The organism is Bacillus paranthracis, assembly GCF_001883995.1.
In the GTDB taxonomy this organism is placed as follows: Bacteria; Bacillota; Bacilli; order Bacillales; family Bacillaceae_G; genus Bacillus_A; species Bacillus_A paranthracis.
In genome coordinates this window covers 149,706-165,597 of record NZ_MACE01000027.1, presented here as the reverse complement: position 1 = coordinate 165,597, position 15,892 = coordinate 149,706, and the positions used below count along the sequence as shown (strand labels likewise).

Sequence of the window (15,892 nt, the reverse complement as noted above, 5' to 3'; positions counted from 1 at the left end):
TCACCCTCCTCTTATTTGTAAGAAACGTATACATCTTTTAATAACTCTTCATCCTCTGGATATGGACTATTTTCACTAAATTCAATTGATTTTTGAACCGCTTCATCTACTGCCTTTTCCATATCTACAAGCTCAGATTCAGTTAATACAGCTTCATGAATTAAATGCTTACGGAAATTCACAATCGCATCTTTTTCATTTAAATGTTCTTCTTTTTCTTCTGAAGTTTTATACGTTTGTGCTTCACCTTCGAAATGACCGTAATTACGATATGTCATACATTCAATTATTGTTGGACCACCGCCGTTACGCGCACGTTCTACTGCTTCTTCAGCAGCTTTATATACAGCTAGCAGATCTTTTCCATCCACTTGAACACCTGGAATGTTATAAGCTTTCGCACGATCCGCAATAGAATCACAACTTGAAGCATATTCAAATGTCGTTGCTTCACCGTAACCGTTATTTTCAGCGATAAAAATAACTGGTAACTTCCAAATCGCCGCTAAGTTAACCCCTTCATGGAATGTTCCTTCATTATTTGCTCCATCACCGAAGAAACAAACACTTACATCTTTCGTTCCTTTATATTTAGCTGTTAATGCCGAACCGCAAGCAAGCGGGAAACCACCACCTACAATGCCATTTGCACCAAGCATTCCTTTATCTAAATCAGCAATATGCATGGATCCGCCTTTACCTTTACATAATCCTGTCGCTTTCCCGAAAAGTTCAGCCATCATACCGTTTAAATCACAACCTTTTGCGATACAGTGTCCATGTCCTCTATGCGTACTTGTAATACTGTCACTATCCGTTAAGTGGGCACATACACCAACTGCTACCGCTTCTTCCCCAGCGTATAAATGGACGAAACCTGGCAGAACGCCTTGCGCGAATAATTCATGCACCTTATCTTCAAACTTACGAATCTCTAACATTTTTTCGTACATCCAGCGAGCTTGTTCTTTCGTAATTCCATTCCCTTTACTTTCAGTTGTTTTTAACATGTTCAGCCCTCCTATTTTCTTGTTCATCTTTTATATTGCAAGTACCGTGCCAATTTCCAATCCTTGATTTAATAGGTTTTCTCTCTATGTTGAAAATAAAAAAGTGGACAAAATGAGACATTAGTCTCGTTTTGTCCACTTTTGTTCACCTAATTTGAAAATTATTATCTTATTCACCATCAAAACTCTTCTGTAATTTTCGGATGTAAATAATTTGACCGATATGATATGCATTATGAGTAGTTACATTGGCTAGCACTTCCCACCACTTTGCAGAAACAGGAAATCCCACTACATCGCTTTCAACCTTTTCTTCATTTATGAGATTTTGCCATAGTAACAGTTTCTCTAGTAGTTTTTCTCGTAATTCATCGAAAGTTTGATTATTTGAAAGCATAAAACTTTTGTTATTATCTCCAATAGCGGGCACAGCATTCACATTCGATTCTTTATATCTAGTTTGCCACGTAGAATTCCAATACAATAAATGTTGTACAATTTCAGCTATACTGTTACTCTCTTCATTCGGTTTCCAGAAAGCTTCCCTCTCAGATAAACCCTTAACTGCATCTGAAAACGGAATATACCAACTAGGATCGTTCGCATTCGCTAATAACTGATCTGCTAATACATCCTTCACATGGGCCATTATTCTTCCCTCATTTCATAAACGTATTCATACTCACTTCTCTATATACGCTGAGTCCGTATAATTTCCTCTTTTAAAAATCTCATAGAATATAGAATTAACGGGTAATGCTCTCAAAACGAATGTAAGAATAATAGATTTTCTTATCATAACTCGTTATGATAAAAGAAAAAGAAAGCTGGCAGAAAATGAACAAAAAAGTCGCAATTATTACAGGATCCTCAAGTGGATTTGGACTATTAACTACACTCGAACTCGCAAAAAAAGATTATTTAGTTATCGCTACAATGAGAAACCTTGAAAAACAAGCGAACTTACTATCTCAAGCTACTCAACTAAACTTGCTGCACAACATAACAGTTCAACAATTAGATGTAACCGATCAAAACTCTATACATAACTTTCAATTATTTTTAAAAGAAATAAACAAAGTAGACCTCCTTATTAATAATGCAGGATATGCTAATGGTGGCTTTGTAGAAGAAATTCCAGTAGAGGAATATCGCAAACAATTTGAAACGAACCTTTTTGGTGCTATTTCAATCACTCAGCTTGTTTTACCTTATATGAGAGTACAAAAAAGTGGGAAAATCATTAATATAAGCAGCATTAGTGGTCAAGTTGGATTCCCTGGTCTATCTCCTTACGTTTCTTCCAAATATGCATTAGAAGGATGGAGTGAATCCCTTCGTTTAGAAGTGAAACCTTTTGGAATAGATGTTGCTTTAGTGGAACCTGGTTCTTATAACACGAATATATGGGAAGTTGGTAAACAACTAGCTACAAACCAATCTGATACTACTTCTCCTTACAAAGAATATATGGATAAAATACAAAAACATATTAATAGCGGCAGTGATACATTTGGTAATCCGATAGATGTTGCTAATAAAATTGTAGAAATTGCTGAGTCTAAGCGTACGAATTTACGTTATCCAATCGGTAAAGGTGTAAAATTTATGATCTTTGCAAAGAAAATTCTTCCTTGGAGATTGTGGGAATATCTTGTTTTGAGAAGCTTTAAGAAAATGTAATTACCTTTATTGAAAACCATTTTGAAAGAGGTGCTAATTAAATGTTAGGTTTACCCTATGGTAAAGTGTTTTTAGTTCCATGGACTGAAGAGTGGGCAATTGAATTTGTAAAGGAGAAACAATTCATTGAGGAACAAATTGGCGAACATATTTTAGCGATACACCATATTGGTAGTACTTCTATTCCACATTTAAGTGCAAAGCCCATTATTGATATAGCAATTGAATTAGAAATTTATAGGGACGGTATACATTGTATTAAAAAATTAGAACTACTAAACTATAAATATAGAAAAGATGTATTGCCTGAACGATATTATTTTAATAAAGGTGAGCCAAGAACTCATCAAATTCATATGTATGAAAAAGGGAATACACATGTAATAGAACAATTGCAATTCAGAGATTACTTAATAGTCAATAAAACTGCTCGTATACAGTATGAACAGTTGAAGATTCAACTTTCACAGGCTAATCCTAATGATAAACATCAATATGCAGAGGATAAAACAAATTTCATTAAATCCGTATTAGCGAAATTAAATGTTTAAATTGAATAAGAAACCATTTAGCAGTAAATGGTTTCTTATTTATTAGTTATCTCATTATGTATAATCAAATTTTTAATTATACAGCAGGTGGAACGAAATAAAATAGTATCGAGAGCATCAATATAAAAGAAACCATTCCCGTTATCGAAAGTATATATTCTTTTGATTTTCTATCATATTTCCATTCCATCCATGCTCTTAAAGTCCATGATATCCCTAAATAAGTGAACATGACATAAGCCATTTTAGCGTTTTCAAATTTAAACATATAATAACAACTACTTATTACATAAATAATAATAAGACCTATTTCTAATTTTACATGTAAACTATTCACATGCTTATATCCAAAGAAGCCTCTTTTCTCCATATTTAATTTTCTTCTTAAAAACTGTTCTAAAAAGTAACCACCTATACCCAGTCCAATAATAATAATTAAAATTGTAGAGGTATCCATTGTTATCCCTCCAATTACTTTATATATTTTTAGAAACAAAGTGGACTATATTATGGTTATTCTCTTCTAAATAACTTACAATTCCTTCAGGATATGTTGGCTTCTCCTTTAATTCCTCTATGCTCTTCCATATTAATATAATATTCTCATGTTCTTTATGCCTTATTTCATTTGTAACCATCTCTTGAACAGTTCCCCAATATATCAATGTACAATGATGTCCTTTTTCGTTGTTCCACTCGAAAATATGCTCATTTACAACAGCTAGCTTTTGGACATCAATTTTCAAATCGTATTCTTCCATTAATTCTCGTATTATCGCTTCTTTTGCTGGTTCACCAAATTCAATAGAGCCTCCTGGAAAACGATAAAATGATTCATTTTCATCGCATTGAACGAGCACTTTTGAGTTATCTCCATTATAAATAATAACTTCTACACGTAATACAGATCTATTCATTATTTTCCTCCTTTAAATCTTTAATTGAAAATTTATTAAAGAAAGAAGTATATAATTAATCCAGTTATTATTAGCGCTGTAACTGCAAAAAATGAAATCAAGAACTCGCGCGATTCCTTATCATATTTCCACTCCATATATGATTGAAATCCATATAACGTGATAAAAAACAAAAGAGGTACATACCCCATAAATATACGGTTTGGAAACAAAGCACTTATCGCAATAACAACTATATAAGAGAAAATAATAATTCTATTCCCCCATTTATGTGTTTTATTCACATATTGATTATCCCATCCCTTTTGTTTCGGGATGTTTAATCTTCTTCTTGCTATTTTTTCAAAAACGAATATACATAGTACCCATAAAATTAATAGCGTTATTTTGGTAATTGACAGAAAACCCTCTCCTTTTATTTTCTTACTTTTATTTTCTCTGGCTGATCACTCGGATAAGTAGCTTTTCCTTTATTATCAATGTCCCAACTAATAATTGTCGCACTATCGCGTCCGAATTGATGATGAACGTGCTCTAATACATGATGAACACTTTCTTCAAGTTTTATATTATTTCTATTCATATCACTATACAGATTTACAGGAGTTTCATACCGACGTTCCCCGCATTCTAATACTCCATCTGTCACCATTACAATTCGATTCTTTCCATTACGTAATTCACGAATGCCTGTTGAATAACAAGGAACAGGTAAATCAAAAGTATTTACGTTACCAATCCATTCGTAAAAATGACGTTGATTTAGTGCGTATTGTCCTAATTTGTGTAATTCATCATGAAATACATACACTAAACAGTCTCCGATAGATAACCACCATATATAGTTTTCTTTTCTTACACATAGTAAGCAAGCTGTTTCACCTTTAATTCTTTTGCACTTTTCCTTAAATGAAGAAGATTGTAAGATTGTAAGAATATGATTTTCAATAGATCGAAATACTGTATCAATCGATTCATTCATCATTTCTTTTATATTTTCATATTCTTTTTGAATTGTATTTACTACTAAATCAACACTTTCTGCACTATTATGTCCATCTAATATAGCTGCAAATTCCCAATCACCATTTGACCAAACTAACGCACCATCTTCATTCTTTTTTGCTCCGGCACTAATATTCCCACCATATGCACCGAGCACGATATCACCATATTGCTTTACCGAAATTTCGTCTAAACACATTTCTCTACTTCCAATCCATGAATGTTGTCTATTATTTGTTGTATGCATATTCACTCACCATATACTTTCGTATTCTTTCGCATAGTTTTTTGATTTTTTCTGTATCACTATAAGGCGCACCGTTCCATTTCTCTACTTCAGTCAGTGACCAAAACTCTTTTGGTGTATTTGCATAACGCGGTATGATGTGCATATGCATATGTGGTACACCATTCCCTGAAACAAAAGTGTAAATATGTTCGGCACCTTCACTTTCTTTTAGTGCTTTACTTACTCTACTTGATATAAGTCCGAACCTTTTTGCTTCTTCATCTGTTAGCTCAGCAAGACCAGGTACATGTCTTTTTATATCTATCATTACATAACCAAGATACGTTTCTTCGCTATCCCAGTGGACATGTCCAACGTAAACGAGTTCATCTTCGTAAATAGCTCCACCTGGAACTGTAATATTTCCTTTATGTTTTTCACAAATGAAGCAATTTTGTTCTTCTTGATTATTTGTTGGCATATCCATCACCATCCTTTTTATATATAATATCATAAAAAAAGGAAAAATAAGATTTATATTCCGAAAATTCATTCTTTTAACGCAACAATTTTGAATTGAATTTACACCTCATTTTTTCTTCAAAACCACAACTCCAATTACAATCCCAATCACAATTCCGACTACTAAATTATTTGTAAAATAACCTTGGACTACACCGATTACAACCCCTATACCGACGCCTATCGCCAAGGCATCATTACTTTTTTTCTTTTTAGACAAAATAGCATCTCCTCTCATAATTTCTTCCAAAATAATATCTATTTACATGAAGTCACTGTCTCCTAATATATTCGCTATTCCACTTAATAATTTCCAAAAAATGCACTTTATTACTTATACTTTTCCACCACATAATCCTCTTCTTAAGAAGAGATTTTCAAGTCGCTATTAAACAAACATATCGTTATTCATCGAAGAATTAAATCAATGAAATAAAAAAACAAGTTTTTGCGTCAGCTGACGGTTCTGTTATCGTTCGAATATAATCTATTCAAACAAAAAACACACTTTGTATAATAAAGTGTGTTTTCTTGTTATCTTCTTTTTTGGTGAAATCCTTGTGTAATACGATCTAATATAATCGCAATGACAACAATGGCTAGTCCCGCTTCAAATCCCATCCCGATATTAACTTGTGTCACAGAGCGGTATACATCAACTCCAAGACCTGGAGCTCCTACAAGCGATGCTGTTACTACCATTGATAAAGAGAGCATAATACTTTGGTTCACACCAGCCATGATCGTTCCAGTTGCGAGTGGTAATTGTACTTTAAATAATTTTTGTGATGCGGTAGAGCCAAACGCATTCGCTGCTTCTATTAAATCTTCTGGAACTTGTCTAATTCCTAAGTCAGTAAAACGAATTGTCGGTGGCATTGCAAAGATTACCGATGCAATAATCCCAGGTACTACCCCTACTCCGAAAAATGTAATCGCAGGAATCAGATATACGAAAGCCGGCATTGTTTGCATAAAATCTAATGTCGGTTTTAAAAATTTTGAAAACCGTTCATTTTGCGAAGCTAAAATGCCAATTGGGATACCTACAATAATTGAAATAATAACAGATGTAAGTACAAGAGCTAATGTCTGCATCGTCTGTGCCCAGTAGTTAATATTCAAAATAAATAATAATCCGATGAGTGTAAAAATAACTAAAGATACTTTTCTCGTTGTGTACCAAATGAGGAAACACAAAATAATAATCATCAATATAGCCGGTATTATTGTTAAAAAATTAGTGAGTAAATCAACGAATCCACCGATAATATAAGAGAATCCTCGGAATAAGCCTTCAAAGTGCTCATATAAACTTGCAACAAATGAGTCGACCCATTCCCCTAAAGGAATACGTGGTATACTATTCATCGTCTTTCACCTCTTCTTCAATATTACCTGCAAGAGCTTGAATGACACTTTCACGTTTAATAATTCCTCTTAGCCTTTTCTTCTCATCAATTACTGGTAACGGATATTTCATCTCCGCCATTTTCGCATACGTTTCTTCCAGTAAAGTATCTAAATACACGTGCGGAATATCGGTAAGTAATAAATCAGCAATCGGCCATTGCTTTTGTACTGCTTTACTCGCATCATCTGCCGTTAATATTCCTAAAAACTCATATTTTTTGTTTACAACATATACGGTAGAAACGCCGGCATTTCTCATAATTTGAAGTGCTACACGTGGTCCACGGTCTATTAATAACGTCTCTGGTCGTTTTAATATAGATTCCGCCGTTATTACTTTTCCTAAATTCACATCCGCCACGAATTTCTCTACAAATTCATTCGCAGGACTCATCATAATTTCTTCTGGCGTTCCAATTTGGACAACTTCTCCATCTTTCATTAACGCAATTCGATCACCAATTCGAAGGGCTTCATCTAAATCATGCGTAATAAAAATAATTGTTTTTTCCATTTTATCTTGTAATTCTAACAGTTCATCTTGCATTTCTTTTCGAATCAGTGGATCTAATGCACTAAATGACTCATCCATAAGTAAAACATCTGGATCATTCGTAAGCGCTCTCGCAATGCCGACACGCTGTTGCATACCACCACTCAGTTGACTTGGATAATTATCTTTATGATGATCAAGTCCAACTAACTTCAAGGACTCTAACGCTTTTCTCTCTCGTTCCTCTACTGGAACTCCTTGTATTTCCAACCCATATGCAACATTTTGCAAAACGGTACGATGAGGGAATAGAGCGAATTTCTGAAACACCATGCTCATCTTCGTTCTTCTCACTCTTCGCAACTCTTCTTTTCCCATCGTTGCGATATCCTCTCCATCTATGTATATATGCCCCGCTGTTGGTCTAATCAGTTGGTTTAACATACGAACTAATGTCGATTTCCCGCTACCAGACAATCCCATAATAACGAAAATTTCTCCCGTATATACTTCGAACGTCGCCTTTTTTACGCCAACGTTCATTCCTGTCTCTTTCAAAATTTCCGATTTACTTTTTCCCTCTTTTAATAAGGTAAGCGCTCTTTGCGGGTGTTTCCCAAATACTTTTGTTACGTTTTCAACACGTACCTTTGTATTATCCATGTCACTACTCCTTTTCTACCCATCTATTCACATAGTGTTGCGATTTTGCAAAGAAATATTACATAAAAATAACATTTATAAGATTTCTTTAAAATTCTTTTTTCCGTTCATAATAAGAATGCTTACTTATACATTTATTTAAAAAGCAAACGTTTCTTAGGAGGTTTTTAATGAGAAAGAAAATATGGCTCATATGCCTTGCATTATTTATTACTATGATTTTCTCTTCATGTAATGCAACAAATGCAAATTCGAAAGGAAAAATTAAACTAGGTGTAACAAGTTGGAAAGAAAACATTGCAACTGCAAATATGTGGAAGGTACTACTAGAACAAAAAGGCTACAAAGTTGAACTCATGTATTTAGAAAAAGCGGCAATTTGGACTGGTGTTGCTCGCGGTGATGTTGATGCTAATTTAGAAGTATGGCTACCCGTTACGGATAAACCACTAAATGATCGTTATAAAGATGATATTGTCTTAAAATCAAAATGGTATGAAGGAACCGGACTAGGTTTAGTTGTCCCTTCTTATGTGAAAAACATAAACAGCATTGAAGATCTAAATGCACATAAAGATGAACTAGATAATAAAATTGTCGGAATTGAACCTGGCAGCAGTCTTATGAATTTAACGAATAAAGCGATGAAGGAATATGATATAAAGCTAAAACTTGTCCAGTCTTCTGAAGCTGCTTTGATGAGTGAACTAAAAAAAGCATATACGAAAAAGAAACCAATCGCTGTTACGCTTTGGAATCCACATTGGGGTTTTTCAGAATTTGACTTAAAATATTTAAAAGACCCTAAGAAAGTATATGGTGAAAAAGATGACATTTATTACTCCGTTCGTAAAGGTTTCGAAAAAGATCATCCGGATATCATAAAATACTTTGATAAATGGAAAATGAACGATGAACAGCTTGGTACATTAATGGTCGAGTTAAATAAAACGAAAGATCCCGAAGAAGCGGCGCGAAAATGGATTAAAAAGAATCAAGCGTTAGTCGATGAATGGATAAAAGATTAATAAAACAGGCTAGAGAATATACTTTACTCTCTAGCCTGCTTTCTGCTATTTTTTCGTAACAACATCATCTACAATCCCATATGCCTTTGCTTCTTCTGCGGTCATAAAATAATCTCTTTCTGTATCATGTGCTACTCTTTCAATCGGTTGCCCTGTTTTTTCTGCAATCATTTTATTAATATCATGTTTTAACTTTAAAATTCTTTTTGCTGTGATTTCAATTTCCGTTGCTTGCCCTTGTGCACCACCAAGCGGCTGATGAATCATAATTTCACTATTTGGGAGTGCAAACCGTTTTCCTTTTGCACCTGATAATAATAGCAATGCACCAAATGATGCTGCAAAGCCCATGCATAGCGTTTGCACGTCTGGTTTGATTAAATTCATCGTATCCAATATGGCAAAACCTGCTGTCGTTGATCCGCCTGGACTATTAATGTATAAAAATATATCTTTCTCTGCATCTTCTGCTTCTAAAAATAATAATTGAGCTACGACACTACTCGCTACTTGATCATTTATTTCTGAACCAATAATAACAATACGGTCTTTTAATAACCTTGAGTATATATCATAGGAACGTTCTCCTAATTTCGTTTGTTCTACAACATATGGAATTGCATTCATTTTAAATCCCTCCAATAATTGTTATGCTGCTAAAAGCATACAACTGTAGGAAGAAGGTTGTTTCACATTAAATAATAAGACTGGCTGTTTAGATGGTAACTTAGTAAAATCTATTGTTGGAAGCAGTTTCGTTAATAATTCCGGTCTCTCTTCTCGAATAGACGTTACTACAACTTCCATATCGTCTGTGAATTCAACTATCTCTATCCCTTCTTCACTTACAGTTTTCAACCTATTTCTACTCCGAAACAAAGAAGCTTTTACTGCCCCTTCCGATACGGAACATACTTTAGCAATATCAGCGATACTATATTGAAAAACATCCTTTAATAATAAAATCGTGGATTGCTGTACATTTAATGAAGATAATACTTTCCCTACCATTTCATGCAAATCTGCAATTTTTTCATGTGGTTCTTCAAAAGTAATTTGGTCTCTTATTTTTTCATGAACTGATTTTGACTTTATTTGATCTAACCAACGATTTCTAGCTATTTTATATACGAGCGTCATACAAATATCTTTATTACTATATTTTTGAAGTACTTTACAAACCGTTTCTTGGGCAAGATCTTCGCCATCCCATTTATTTTTCGTTAAAAATGTACAGTATCTTTTCAACTCTCCGTATTGCTCAATTAAAAAAGTTATATTTGAATGATTCATATCGATATGATTTTTCAAAATATGAGTTACTTTTGTGCACAAAATAACCACTCCTTTTCAGCGCTTACTTAATTAACGATTCAACAAATAAAAAAGTTACGGGGCATATAAAAAAATTATGTTTATGTTCAATAATTCGCGGTCATAAATATGTTATGTACAATTTTACGTGAGGAGGAACAAATTTGCCAAAATTAACAATTGAAGGTGCGGGAACTTTTGATGTAAAAGAAGGCACAAAATTAGTATTAGCAATTGAAGATAACGGTGTAAACATACTCCATCGTTGCGGCGGAAAAGCACGTTGCACAACTTGTAGAGTAGAAATTATAGCCGGTGATTTTTGTGAAGCGAGTGCGAATGAAAAACATGCAATGACTGAAAAAGGGATTGAGGATCATTTACGATTATCTTGTCAAATGCGTGTACATAAGGATATAGTAGTTCGCCCAGTACTTACAGTTGAAAGTTCAGGTCTTGATGCTGGACCACGTCCGGCGGAGTAAAGCGATGGATTTAAAACAGATAGCTGGTGAATATGCTGCAACCTTCGTAAAAGATGGTATGAAGATTGGTCTTGGTACAGGATCAACCGCATACTGGACGATACAAAAATTAGGTCAACGTGTAAAAGAGGGATTATCAATTCAAGCTGTCCCGACATCAAAGGAAACGGAAGCATTGGCACAGCAGCTAAATATTCCGTTGATTTCGTTAAACGACGTACAAAGTCTTGATCTTACAATTGATGGCGCTGATGAAATTGATTCTAATTTACAGCTTATTAAAGGAGGCGGTGGTGCATTACTTCGCGAGAAAATTGTAGCCTCCTCCTCGAAAGAACTTATCATTATCGTTGATGAATCAAAAGTTGTGACACGTTTAGGGACTTTTCCATTACCTATTGAAATCATACCTTTTGCATGGAAACAAACCGAAAGTAAAATTCAATCTTTAGGATGTCAAACAACGTTACGCTTAAAAAATAATGAAACGTTTATAACCGATAATAATAACATGATTATCGATTGTATATTCCCTAATCATATACCTACTCCTTCCGATTTACACAAAAGATTAAAAATGATTACTGGTGTAGTTGAAACCGGATTGTTTGTTAATATGACTAGTAAGGCGATTATTGGAACAAAAAACGGGATACAGGAATTATAATGAACGCTGACTCTTACAGTCAGCTTTTTTATATTTTCTCGTTATTACGTAACATTATGATATACTATGAAAACAAAAGCACATCACACTAGAAAGGATTGAACAATTTGCACTCCAAACTCATAACAGAACTTACAGATTTAGAAACTGCCTTTCATATTCGAAAAGAAGTATTTGTAAAAGAACAAAATGTTCCACTTGAAGATGAATTCGATATGTTTGATGAAATCGGGGAGAAATGTAAACATATTTTAGTTTATTATAACAATCTTCCTGTTGGTACAGGTCGTATCCGATTTGTTGATGGAACTGGAAAATTAGAACGTATTTGTATTTTAAAAGACTATCGTAAATACGGTTTAGGAAAAGTAATTATTCAAACGTTAGAAGAAATTGCTCGTGAAAAAGAATCTACAAAAGTAAAACTACACGGTCAAACACAGGCTGAAGGATTTTATAAAAAACTAGGTTATCAAACCTCTTCTGATGTATTTATGGAAGATGGCATTCCGCATATACTTATGACGAAAATGTTATCATAATAAAAAAGGCAGTATATGAAACTACTTTACGTATTCATATACTGCCCTTTTTTATTTATAGAAAAATGAATTCTCAAGATGTCCTTTTGCATCAAAGCCCATTATCTCTTAGTTCATAGCAAGGTAAATCTTACACTGTTTTCCATAATGATAAAGCATAAATCCAGTTTGGATCCCCATTTCCTTTATAACTTTGGACTGCTTCATATACTTTTCCCTCGTGTAGAACTTTATCTCCCTTTTCATATGCTTTCTTTGCATCCCATTCTTCATATGAAACGCTTTCAGTTTTTGTAGTAATTATGAATATATCACTCTGTACAGATTCATTTCCAGCTACATCAACAGCTTTCACTACATATTTATAAGTAGTATTAGAGAGTAAATATTTATCCATATAAGAAGTCGTATTGGATGTTGCAATTTTTTCCATTGATCCTTTTGTTTCTCTATAAATATCGTAATGGTCTACACCAATATTATCGTCAGAAGGACTCCACATTAGTTCCACACTTGACGCTGTCGTTCCCATACTATGTAATCCTTTTGGTTGTGTTGGTGCTTCTGTATCAGGAGCCTCAACTGTCGTTTTTACTGTAAGCTTTGCACTTTCTTTCGAAGCATTTCCAGCTGCGTCAATTGCCTTTATAGTATAAGAGTATTCTGTACTTGGTTGTAATTTTTTATCAATAAAATGAGTTCCTGGTACTGTATCAATCATCTCTCCGTTACGGAAGATTTGATACCCTTTTACCCCTACATTATCCGTAGAATCGTTCCATGCTAGTTCTATACTATTCGCTGTTACTTTTTGTGCCTGAATTCTATTTGGAATGCTTGGAGCTTCTGTGTCTGGTTTTACGTCATTGATGAGATTAACATCAATTACATTATAGAATGCATTTGCTGTATCAGCTACATCCCATACTGCTAAAATTACATGATACCCACTTCTATCAGTAGGTACATTGATTTTGTGAGTTAAATGATTTGAGGCTGCAGAACCATCATGTTGCACAGTTCCAATTGGTTCAAAATCTGCTCTTGTGAGCGCTTTATTTGGATTCCATCCTTTTTTTGTAATATAGTAATGCCATTTGCTCGTTAAGTGAGGCGCTGTATATTTCCACGTAAATGTATTTTCCCCGCCTGTAATTGTATTTTTAAACCAACGATCGGCAGTTTGTTGATCTAAAATACCACCAAACTTACCACCTGCAGAAGCGATTTGACCATCAACTGGGCCAGTTTGCGGGAACCCTTTTGGAGCTTCCAAACTTTGTGGTTCATACATAACACTTCCGCAGTTTACATTTAGTGCACCATAAGTTGGACTACATAAAGCAGATCGGCTGCTCGGCTTTTCAACAAAACCGTGCGCGTATGCGTTTTGAGGAATAAGTGTCGTGCCAATAATTCCAGCTGTTAATGCAACAGCTCCTAGACTTTTTTTGTTCATTTTCATGTTTTGTAGTTGTTTTAAAAATTGATTCTTCATGTTCCTGTCCCCTTCTTGTTATAATTCGTAGTGTAATGTGGGCTTCGATGTAAAAGAATAACAAGAGACAATCTTGTAACGATGTATGTGTGTGTTATGCATACACCGCAGTGAAAATATATTTCATTTCTTGTGAAATATTTCACTTGATGAATATATCATGACATAGAAATCATCAAAGTATGTGCAGAAGTTGTGCAGAAATGATGAAAGCATTAGTAACACGTAAAACTATGGTCCGAATTTGCAAAACAGAATATTTAACATTTCAAAACAACGAATTCTCCGCTTCATATAAAAAAAGAGTGTCTATATCATTTCATATAGACACTCTTCTCATGTATAATTTTCTATTTATTATTGACCTATAAATGTAAAAATCTCATCAGCAGCTTCCTGATAGCCACCAGATTTCAGGAAAGATTCCTTCAAATTCCATGCAACTTCTTTATATGATGGATTATTTAATACAAGTTCTACACTTTCACGTAGTTGTTCTACAGTTAATTCTTTCATAGATAACTTAATCCCAGCTCCTAGATTCTCCACTTGCTTTGCGATTACTGGCTGATCTGCACTTTGCGGAATTACAATGAGTGGAATCCCGTTATATAGCCCTTCATGTGTACTGTTCATTCCACCATGTGTAATAAACAACTTTGTATATGCAAGTAGTTTCATTTGTGGTACATAGTTTTTCACAATGAAGTTTTTAGGAATTTCACCTAAATCACTTATGTTCGTTTTATTACCAATAGACATCACAATAGTATGCTCGCTATTCTCGAACGCCTTCATACAAAGCTTATAAAAATCAAGCGCTTCATTAAAAACAGTGCCTAGCGAAATGTAAATCGGGCTTTTTACTTCAATTGAAGTAAAATCAAAGTCTTCATTTTTTACTTGTGCAGGGATGGATGGACCTACAAATTTAAATGTTTCATTAAACATATCTCCAAAAGGCTGGAACTCTTTTATTGTATATACAATAGTAAGTGACGCTGGATTACAGAAAACTTCATATGGTGAGTTTATTTCAACACTATACTTTTCCGCAACCTCCTTAGTTAATCTTTCAAAATCATTATGTATCCTCTCCTGAACTTTCACTGGGATACTTTTAGACAAGTGATCTAACATTTGTTGAAATGATTTTTCATCTTGTGCAAAAGATGTACAGGAATTTATTGCCGGAAGCTTTAAAATTTGAGCAATTATACGGCCACAGCCAAACATCGAATCATGAATCATATAATCAAAATGTTCTCCTTCAATTTGTTCAAGAACACTTGGTATAATAACATCTGCTGTATGTAGAAGGCCATTTATTCTTTCCTGCAAATAATTTCGGCCACCGGAAAGAAATGCTTTTATAAACTTTTGGTCGTCAATTGTTCTTACAATAGCCCCTGTTTTTTCAATACGTTCTCTGAAAGCTTCTATTGAAAAATAAACTACCTCTTCCCCACGCGAAACTAATTCTTCTACAACTTGCAATGTTGGATTTATATGCCCTTCTGATCCAGTATTAATGAATAAAACACGTGCCACTTAAAACACTCCTTACTTTAAATCTTATCTATATTATTTTGCTCTTATAATTTTTCTAAATGGACTTAGCGAGCCTAAATCCAAGGTCATCTATGTAAATTACAACTGGTTTGTTTTTATCTTTGGATAAATTTGATGTATGATTCGTAATCGCATCATATAATTCCATCGTTACAACATACTTTGCAAGAAGAAACGAATTAACTTGGGCTTTCCATTCTTTCTTTATTCGATCATCTCTTAATTCTACTTTTCCTGCTGGAATTTTCACCATATTAGAATCAACTAGCCTAATAAATCTATCCAATTCTATACCCCCAG

20 protein-coding genes and 1 pseudogene are annotated in these 15,892 nt (G+C 34.0%); 6 read left to right on the top strand and 15 right to left on the bottom strand.

Annotation, left to right across the window (positions count from 1 at the left end; all coding sequences use genetic code 11):
• Positions 1-11: 11 nt before the first annotated feature.
• Positions 12-1,010, bottom strand: coding sequence for an acetoin:2,6-dichlorophenolindophenol oxidoreductase subunit alpha (gene acoA, locus BAQ46_RS12565; RefSeq protein ID WP_061130477.1), 999 nt, complete (start codon positions 1,008-1,010; stop codon positions 12-14).
• A 169-nt stretch (positions 1,011-1,179) separates the two neighbouring features.
• A complete protein-coding gene (locus BAQ46_RS12560; protein ID WP_000951609.1) occupies positions 1,180-1,659 on the bottom strand; it encodes a DinB family protein in 480 nt (159 codons plus the stop codon).
• Positions 1,660-1,847: 188 nt separating this feature from the next.
• On the opposite strand from BAQ46_RS12560, the gene BAQ46_RS12555 reads away from it, so the two are divergent.
• Positions 1,848-2,693, top strand: a complete 846-nt coding sequence (locus BAQ46_RS12555) for an oxidoreductase (protein ID WP_061130476.1) — start codon at positions 1,848-1,850, stop codon at positions 2,691-2,693.
• A gap of 41 nt (positions 2,694-2,734) precedes the next feature.
• Positions 2,735-3,244 (top strand): GrpB family protein, encoded by a 510-nt coding sequence (locus BAQ46_RS12550; protein WP_071741998.1) that lies wholly within the window; start codon positions 2,735-2,737, stop codon positions 3,242-3,244.
• Between the two features lie 76 nt (positions 3,245-3,320).
• On the opposite strand, the gene BAQ46_RS12545 is transcribed toward BAQ46_RS12550, so the two are convergent.
• The 8 genes from BAQ46_RS12545 to BAQ46_RS12510 all read right to left on the bottom strand — a co-directional run bounded on the left by BAQ46_RS12545 (position 3,321) and on the right by BAQ46_RS12510 (position 8,486).
• Positions 3,321-3,701, bottom strand: a complete 381-nt coding sequence (locus BAQ46_RS12545) for a DUF4181 domain-containing protein (RefSeq protein ID WP_000381562.1) — start codon at positions 3,699-3,701, stop codon at positions 3,321-3,323.
• Between the two features lie 19 nt (positions 3,702-3,720).
• Complete coding sequence (locus BAQ46_RS12540; protein WP_071741997.1) at positions 3,721-4,161, bottom strand: NUDIX domain-containing protein; 441 nt, start codon at positions 4,159-4,161, stop codon at positions 3,721-3,723.
• Between the two features lie 35 nt (positions 4,162-4,196).
• Positions 4,197-4,535 carry a DUF4181 domain-containing protein gene (locus tag BAQ46_RS12535; protein WP_071741996.1) on the bottom strand — a complete coding sequence of 113 codons (339 nt, stop codon included), beginning with the start codon at positions 4,533-4,535 and terminating at the stop codon, positions 4,197-4,199.
• Positions 4,536-4,576: 41 nt separating this feature from the next.
• Positions 4,577-5,413, bottom strand: a complete 837-nt coding sequence (locus BAQ46_RS12530; RefSeq protein ID WP_000557569.1) for a PP2C family serine/threonine-protein phosphatase — start codon at positions 5,411-5,413, stop codon at positions 4,577-4,579.
• On the bottom strand, positions 5,397-5,882 hold the full coding sequence (locus tag BAQ46_RS12525; RefSeq protein ID WP_071741995.1) for an HIT family protein: 486 nt from the start codon (positions 5,880-5,882) through the stop codon (positions 5,397-5,399). Before BAQ46_RS12525 ends, BAQ46_RS12530 begins: the two co-directional genes overlap by 17 nt.
• Before the next feature lie 102 nt (positions 5,883-5,984).
• Positions 5,985-6,155 (bottom strand): glycine zipper domain-containing protein, encoded by a 171-nt coding sequence (locus tag BAQ46_RS12520; RefSeq protein ID WP_071742003.1) that lies wholly within the window; start codon positions 6,153-6,155, stop codon positions 5,985-5,987.
• A 296-nt stretch (positions 6,156-6,451) separates the two neighbouring features.
• Positions 6,452-7,288: an ABC transporter permease gene (locus tag BAQ46_RS12515; protein ID WP_001084762.1), complete on the bottom strand. Its 837-nt coding sequence runs from the start codon at positions 7,286-7,288 to the stop codon at positions 6,452-6,454.
• Complete coding sequence (locus tag BAQ46_RS12510) at positions 7,281-8,486, bottom strand: quaternary amine ABC transporter ATP-binding protein (RefSeq protein WP_000370623.1); 1,206 nt, start codon at positions 8,484-8,486, stop codon at positions 7,281-7,283. The genes BAQ46_RS12515 and BAQ46_RS12510 overlap by 8 nt, the downstream gene beginning before the upstream one ends.
• 170 nt (positions 8,487-8,656) lie before the next feature.
• On the opposite strand from BAQ46_RS12510, the gene BAQ46_RS12505 reads away from it, so the two are divergent.
• Positions 8,657-9,514 carry a glycine betaine ABC transporter substrate-binding protein gene (locus BAQ46_RS12505; RefSeq protein WP_001227645.1) on the top strand — a complete coding sequence of 286 codons (858 nt, stop codon included), beginning with the start codon at positions 8,657-8,659 and terminating at the stop codon, positions 9,512-9,514.
• 45 nt (positions 9,515-9,559) lie between these two features.
• Here the strand turns inward: BAQ46_RS12505 and clpP are convergent, their stop codons facing one another.
• A complete protein-coding gene (clpP, locus tag BAQ46_RS12500) occupies positions 9,560-10,141 on the bottom strand; it encodes an ATP-dependent Clp endopeptidase proteolytic subunit ClpP (protein WP_000991625.1) in 582 nt (193 codons plus the stop codon).
• Positions 10,142-10,162: 21 nt separating this feature from the next.
• The gene (locus tag BAQ46_RS12495) at positions 10,163-10,849 is read right to left on the bottom strand and encodes an RNA polymerase subunit sigma-70 (RefSeq protein ID WP_000337497.1); all 687 of its coding nucleotides are present in this window, start codon (positions 10,847-10,849) and stop codon (positions 10,163-10,165) included.
• 143 nt (positions 10,850-10,992) lie between these two features.
• Between BAQ46_RS12495 and BAQ46_RS12490 the strand changes: the two genes are divergently transcribed.
• From BAQ46_RS12490 to BAQ46_RS12480, 3 genes are all read left to right on the top strand, one after another.
• Positions 10,993-11,313: a 2Fe-2S iron-sulfur cluster-binding protein gene (locus BAQ46_RS12490; RefSeq protein WP_001125376.1), complete on the top strand. Its 321-nt coding sequence runs from the start codon at positions 10,993-10,995 to the stop codon at positions 11,311-11,313.
• Between the two features lie 4 nt (positions 11,314-11,317).
• On the top strand, positions 11,318-11,980 hold the full coding sequence (gene rpiA, locus BAQ46_RS12485; protein ID WP_000364536.1) for a ribose 5-phosphate isomerase A: 663 nt from the start codon (positions 11,318-11,320) through the stop codon (positions 11,978-11,980).
• A 107-nt stretch (positions 11,981-12,087) separates the two neighbouring features.
• Entirely contained in the window at positions 12,088-12,522 is a 435-nt protein-coding gene (locus tag BAQ46_RS12480; RefSeq protein ID WP_000555718.1) for a GNAT family N-acetyltransferase, read from the top strand.
• Between the two features lie 130 nt (positions 12,523-12,652).
• Here BAQ46_RS12480 and BAQ46_RS12475 read toward each other — a convergent pair whose 3' ends face one another.
• The 3 genes and pseudogenes from BAQ46_RS12475 to BAQ46_RS12465 all read right to left on the bottom strand — a co-directional run.
• A complete protein-coding gene (locus tag BAQ46_RS12475; RefSeq protein ID WP_061130471.1) occupies positions 12,653-14,020 on the bottom strand; it encodes a lytic polysaccharide monooxygenase in 1,368 nt (455 codons plus the stop codon).
• A 357-nt stretch (positions 14,021-14,377) separates the two neighbouring features.
• The gene (locus BAQ46_RS12470; protein ID WP_071741994.1) at positions 14,378-15,571 is read right to left on the bottom strand and encodes a macrolide family glycosyltransferase; all 1,194 of its coding nucleotides are present in this window, start codon (positions 15,569-15,571) and stop codon (positions 14,378-14,380) included.
• A gap of 100 nt (positions 15,572-15,671) precedes the next feature.
• Positions 15,672-15,878: pseudogene (locus BAQ46_RS12465) on the bottom strand (hypothetical protein); the annotation flags it as partial.
• Between the last annotated feature and the right edge of the window lie 14 nt (positions 15,879-15,892).

What these genes read in the sequence shown, in the direction of transcription:
- BAQ46_RS12515 (WP_001084762.1), bottom strand. Translation starts at nt 7,288, where the DNA reads ATGAATAGTATACCACGTATTCCTTTAGGGGAATGGGTCGACTCATTT.
- BAQ46_RS12555 (WP_061130476.1), top strand. Translation starts at nt 1,848, where the DNA reads ATGAACAAAAAAGTCGCAATTATTACAGGATCCTCAAGTGGATTTGGA.
- BAQ46_RS12550 (WP_071741998.1), top strand. Translation starts at nt 2,735, where the DNA reads ATGTTAGGTTTACCCTATGGTAAAGTGTTTTTAGTTCCATGGACTGAA.
- rpiA (WP_000364536.1), top strand. Translation starts at nt 11,318, where the DNA reads ATGGATTTAAAACAGATAGCTGGTGAATATGCTGCAACCTTCGTAAAA.
- BAQ46_RS12510 (WP_000370623.1), bottom strand. Translation starts at nt 8,486, where the DNA reads ATGGATAATACAAAGGTACGTGTTGAAAACGTAACAAAAGTATTTGGG.
- BAQ46_RS12540 (WP_071741997.1), bottom strand. Translation starts at nt 4,161, where the DNA reads ATGAATAGATCTGTATTACGTGTAGAAGTTATTATTTATAATGGAGAT.
- BAQ46_RS12505 (WP_001227645.1), top strand. Translation starts at nt 8,657, where the DNA reads ATGAGAAAGAAAATATGGCTCATATGCCTTGCATTATTTATTACTATG.
- BAQ46_RS12525 (WP_071741995.1), bottom strand. Translation starts at nt 5,882, where the DNA reads ATGGATATGCCAACAAATAATCAAGAAGAACAAAATTGCTTCATTTGT.
- acoA (WP_061130477.1), bottom strand. Translation starts at nt 1,010, where the DNA reads ATGTTAAAAACAACTGAAAGTAAAGGGAATGGAATTACGAAAGAACAA.
- BAQ46_RS12530 (WP_000557569.1), bottom strand. Translation starts at nt 5,413, where the DNA reads ATGCATACAACAAATAATAGACAACATTCATGGATTGGAAGTAGAGAA.
- BAQ46_RS12520 (WP_071742003.1), bottom strand. Translation starts at nt 6,155, where the DNA reads ATGAGAGGAGATGCTATTTTGTCTAAAAAGAAAAAAAGTAATGATGCC.
- BAQ46_RS12560 (WP_000951609.1), bottom strand. Translation starts at nt 1,659, where the DNA reads ATGGCCCATGTGAAGGATGTATTAGCAGATCAGTTATTAGCGAATGCG.
- BAQ46_RS12475 (WP_061130471.1), bottom strand. Translation starts at nt 14,020, where the DNA reads ATGAAGAATCAATTTTTAAAACAACTACAAAACATGAAAATGAACAAA.
- clpP (WP_000991625.1), bottom strand. Translation starts at nt 10,141, where the DNA reads ATGAATGCAATTCCATATGTTGTAGAACAAACGAAATTAGGAGAACGT.
- BAQ46_RS12545 (WP_000381562.1), bottom strand. Translation starts at nt 3,701, where the DNA reads ATGGATACCTCTACAATTTTAATTATTATTATTGGACTGGGTATAGGT.